This is a genomic window from Streptomyces sp. NPDC006265 (genome assembly GCF_040613555.1).
Classification (GTDB): domain Bacteria; phylum Actinomycetota; class Actinomycetes; order Streptomycetales; family Streptomycetaceae; genus Streptomyces.
The window spans coordinates 1-4307 of record NZ_JBEXSH010000792.1 but is presented as its reverse complement, the minus strand read 5'-3'; the positions used below and the strand labels follow the sequence as shown (position 1 = coordinate 4307).

General features: G+C 74.2%; 3 protein-coding genes. 1 reads left to right on the top strand and 2 read right to left on the bottom strand.

All coding sequences use genetic code 11. The features are described 5' to 3' along the window. Together ABZ281_RS40035 and ABZ281_RS40030 are read right to left on the bottom strand one after the other, a co-directional pair. The coding region (locus ABZ281_RS40035) for a HEAT repeat domain-containing protein (RefSeq protein WP_356662897.1) at positions 1–1620 on the bottom strand (1620 nt) is incomplete at its 3' end. Positions 1621–1806: 186 nt separating this feature from the next. Continuing rightward, entirely contained in the window at positions 1807–3477 is a 1671-nt protein-coding gene (locus ABZ281_RS40030) for a DNA alkylation response protein (RefSeq protein WP_356662896.1), read from the bottom strand. A 75-nt stretch (positions 3478–3552) separates the two neighbouring features. On the opposite strand from ABZ281_RS40030, the gene ABZ281_RS40025 reads away from it, so the two are divergent. Further along, a partial coding sequence (locus ABZ281_RS40025) for a PaaX family transcriptional regulator C-terminal domain-containing protein (protein WP_356662895.1) occupies positions 3553–4307 on the top strand: 755 nt, incomplete at its 3' end.

Below are 4307 nucleotides of genomic sequence, written 5' to 3'. Positions count from 1 at the left end.
GCGCAGTCCTTCCTTGACCCGCTCGACCGCCGGCTTCGGGTCATCGCCCTCCAGGAAGGCCCGACCGCCCAGGACCGCCGCGACCGCGCTGCCGGTCCTCAGCAGCCCGCGCAGATCCGGTATCGCCTCGCGCGCCGCGCCGCCGAGGACCCCGAGGGCGCGGACCGCAGCTGCGGTGACGGCCTCGCGCTGCCGCCCACCGTCCGGCACGCCGCGCAGCAGACGCAGTACCGCGGGGGTGGACTCGACGTCGCCCAGTGCGGCGAGGGCCGACAGCAGGGGAACGGACCGCTCGGGGGTGTCGGGCGCATCGAGCGGCACGCGGGCGAGCCGTCGCCGCAGCGCCGGGGCGAGCGGAACGGCCGCGCCGCCCAAGTGGGGCACCACCAGCCCCAGATCGTTCGGCACGACCGGGCCCGTCAGCACCTCCGCCAGCACCGGTACGGCCCGCACGTCCCCGGCCCCGGCCAGTGCCTTGAGCGGACCGCCCAGGGCCGGCGCACCCCGTTCCCCGTGCCGTATCCGCAGCTCGGGACGGTACGTCACCAGCGCGTGGAGGTGGTCGGCGGCGGGCGCGGCCAGCGCGAAGAGCTCCACCAGGACGGCGATCGCCGCGTCGTGCAACCGGCCCTCCTCGCCCAGTTGGTTGCCGATGAGGGTGACCGGCTCCGCGTGACCGGTACGCCACTCACGGAACAGTCCGGCCGACATCCACACGCCGTTGCACCGGTCGAGAGGATCCGGGCTGGTCAACTGCCCGCACAGCAGGGCGACCCGGTCGGACACCCGGCTGCCGAGCGCCGAGTGCAGGGTCCGCAGCAACCGGGCTCCCTCCTCGTCCGAGGGGCGCAGCCGCCGCAGCCGGCCGGCGAGCGTGTCGGGACCGGGACAGTCGTACGGGTGCCCCGCACCGGCCCGCTGCCCCGATCTGTCCCTGAGCAGGCGGACGACGGTCGGTACGAGATCGGCGGGGAGCCGATCCCGGGCACACCCCGCGAGCTGCCCGAGCGCGGCGAGCCGGAGACCGGGGCCGTGAGGGGGCCCGCTCAGCTCGGCCAGCAGCCACACCGCCTCGGCGGCGTGGGCATCATCGGTCGGGCGGTACCGCCGCGCGAACAAGCCGAGACTCTCCGCCAGGGCGAGGAGGACCCCGTCGTCCCGCTCCACGGTGATCCGCTCCTGTAACAGGGCGAGCACGCGCGCCGGGTGGCCGAGGAACCGCACCAGCGCCCCGGGGGCTGCCCGGCGCACGCCGGGGTCCGCGTCCCCCGCGAGCCGTTCGAAGACGTCGGCACGCGCACGCAGGGCATCCCGGGCGCTCGCCGCGAGAACATCGGAGGCACCGTCGACGTCACCGATGCCGACGAGGAGTTCCACCACCTCCGCCCGGTCCCGCACCTCCTCACGGCCGGCGAGCGCGAGGAGGAACGGAACACAGGCGAGTGTCGAGTCGTACACCCCGCCCTCGTGGTGCACCGTGCCGTACATCCCGTCGAGCGCGGTCTGCCGCTCGGCCGGGTCGGCGGAGGCCAGCCCCCGCAGTAGTCCGGGCACGTCCTCCGCGCTGCCGTACGCATGGCGCAGCGAGGCCCAGTCGACCTCGTCGATCCCCCTGAACACGGTGTCCTCCCCCAGCGAAATGCCAACTGACGGGGAGTCTGCACCACGGCACTGACAACGAAGCGCAATCGGACGATGACTGTGCGCGAACTGTGCGCATGATGGCTTGAGTTCGAGTCGGCCCATCCGGGCGCACCGACCCGCTCGAGTCCCGCGAACCCGCCCGGCGTCAGCCCTCCCGGCGCCTCAGCCCCCGCCGCCGGGCAGCGCCCGCTCCACGATCGCGTCCAGGCCCGCCGACTCCGGCAGCGTCCCGAACGCGTGTCCCCAGTCACCCCCGAGCCGCGTCGCGCAGAACGCGTCGGCGACCGCCGGCGGGGCGTGCCGGACGAGGAGGGAGGCCTGGAGGGACAGCGCCATCTGCTCCACGAGACGCCGTGCCGTCGTCGGCGACGCCTCGGACAGCCCCGTCTTGAGCCGCGTCACGGCCGCGTCCAGCCGGGCGTCCGCGCCCCGGGCGAGGGCGAGCTCCCCGAACAGGGCCTCGGCGGTGCCCGGTTCACGGCTCAGCGCCCGCAGCACATCGAGGGCGTTGACGTTCCCCGAGCCCTCCCAGATCGACAGCAGGGGCGCCTCCCGGTAGTGCCGGGGCATGCCCGAGTCCTCGACGTAGCCGTTGCCGCCGAGGCACTCCAGGGCCTCCGCGGTGAAGGCCGGGCCCCGCTTGGTCACCCAGTACTTGCCGACGGCCGTGGCGATCCGGCGGAACGCCGCCTCACCCTCGTCCCCTCGGATCGCCCGGTCGGCCGCCCCCGCCAGCCGCAGGATGAGCGTCGTGGCGGCCTCCGACTCCAGGGCCATATCGGCGAGAACGTTGCGCATCAGCGGCTGGTCCACGAGCCGTGCGCCGAACGCGCTGCGGTGGCGCGCATGGTGCCCCGCCTCGACGAGGGACTTGCGCATCAGTGCGGCCGACATCATCACGCAGTCCAGCCGCGTGCAGTTGACCATCTCGATGATGGTCTTCACACCCTGGCCCTCGGGGCCGACCAGCCAGGCCACCGTCTTGTCGAACTCTGGCTCGGAGGAGGCGTTGGACCGGTTGCCCAGCTTGTCCTTCAGCCGCTGGATGCGGAAGGTGTTGCGGGTCCCGTCGGGCAGCACGCGCGGCACCAGGAAGCACGAGAGTCCGCCCGGTGCCTGCGCCAGCACCAGGAACACGTCGCACATGGGCGCCGAGGTGAACCACTTGTGGCCACGCAGCGTGTACACCCCGGGCTCGGCCGTGGGTGTGGCCGCCGTGGTGTTCGTGCGGACGTCGGAGCCGCCCTGCTTCTCGGTCATCCCCATGCCCGCCAGCAGCCCGCGCTTCTCCGTGGGCTCTCGGAGGACGGGGTCGTACTCCCGGCTCGTCAGCAGCGGCTCGTAGAGCTTCGCCAGCTCCGGTTGTCGGCGCAGCGCCGGGACGGCCGCGTAGGTCATCGACGTGGGACAGCCGTGCCCGGCCTCGGTGTGCCCCCACACCAGTCCGCCCGCGCTCCGGACGACATGGGCGCCGGGCCGGTCGTCCGCCCAGGGCGAGGCGGCCAGACCCTCCGCGACCGCCGTGCGCATCAGGTGGTGCCAGCTGGGGTGGAACTCGACCTCGTCGACGCGGTTGCCGTACCGGTCGTGCGTCCGCAGCTCCGGCTCGTGCCGGTTGGCCAGGTCGGCCCACTCCTGCGCCTGGGCGCTGCCGGCCTGCCGGCCGAGCCGCCGCAGGTCCTCCTCGGCCCACCCGGCGCCCTCCCGCCGCAGCCCCTCCAGCAAGGCCGTGTCGTCGGAGGCGTCGTAGGGGGTGAGGGGCGGGGCCTGGTTGGTGACGTCGTGCGTGGCGGATCCGCTGTGCGCCTGCTGTTCGTCCAGTGTCGAGACCATGTCGCGAGTGTTGCACTCTGGCTGCGATCGCAGCAATCCTGCAACACGGAATTCCGCCGCGTACAGTACGTGACCATGCCGATGAACGTCCCGGCGCGGTCCGGCGCGCTCGATCTGCGTCCGCTGTCCGCGCGTTCGGTCGTGCTGAGCCTGCTCCTCGGGACGCATCCGCCCGAGCTGCCGGTCAGGGAACTGGTGAGGCTCGTGGAGGGCTTCGACGTCGGCGGCTCCACCCTGCGGGCGGCGCTCAGCCGGATGGCGGCCGCCGGAGACCTGCGGCGCACGGACGGCGGCTATCGCCTCAGCGACCGGCTGCTGGAACGCCAGCGCCGCCAGGACGACGCCGTGCACCCGCGCACGCGCGCGTGGAACGGCGACTGGGAGATGGTCGTGGTCACCGCGACGGGACGCGGCCCCGCCGAACGGGCCGACCTGCGCACCCGGCTCAGCGCCCTCCGGCTCGCCGAACTCCGCGAGGGCGTCTGGCTCCGTCCCGGCAACCTGACCCGCGCCCTGCCCGGCGACCTGGACCGGGTGGTCCAGCGCTACACGGCCCGCCCCGACCGGCCCTCGGGCGAATTGGCCGAAACGCTGTGGCCGCTGGACGCCTGGTCCGCCACGGCCCGGGCCCTGCTCGACCACGTCGCCGGCGCTCCCCGCCCGGCCGACCGCCTGACCGCCTTCGCCGCCGTCGTACGGCACCTGCTCGCCGACCCCGTCCTGCCGCCCGGACTCCTGCCCGCCGACTGGCCCGGCACCGGACTGCGCGCCGCCTATACCGGCTACCAGCGGGAGCTGGTCGGGGAGATACGCGCGCGGGTGCGCCGCAC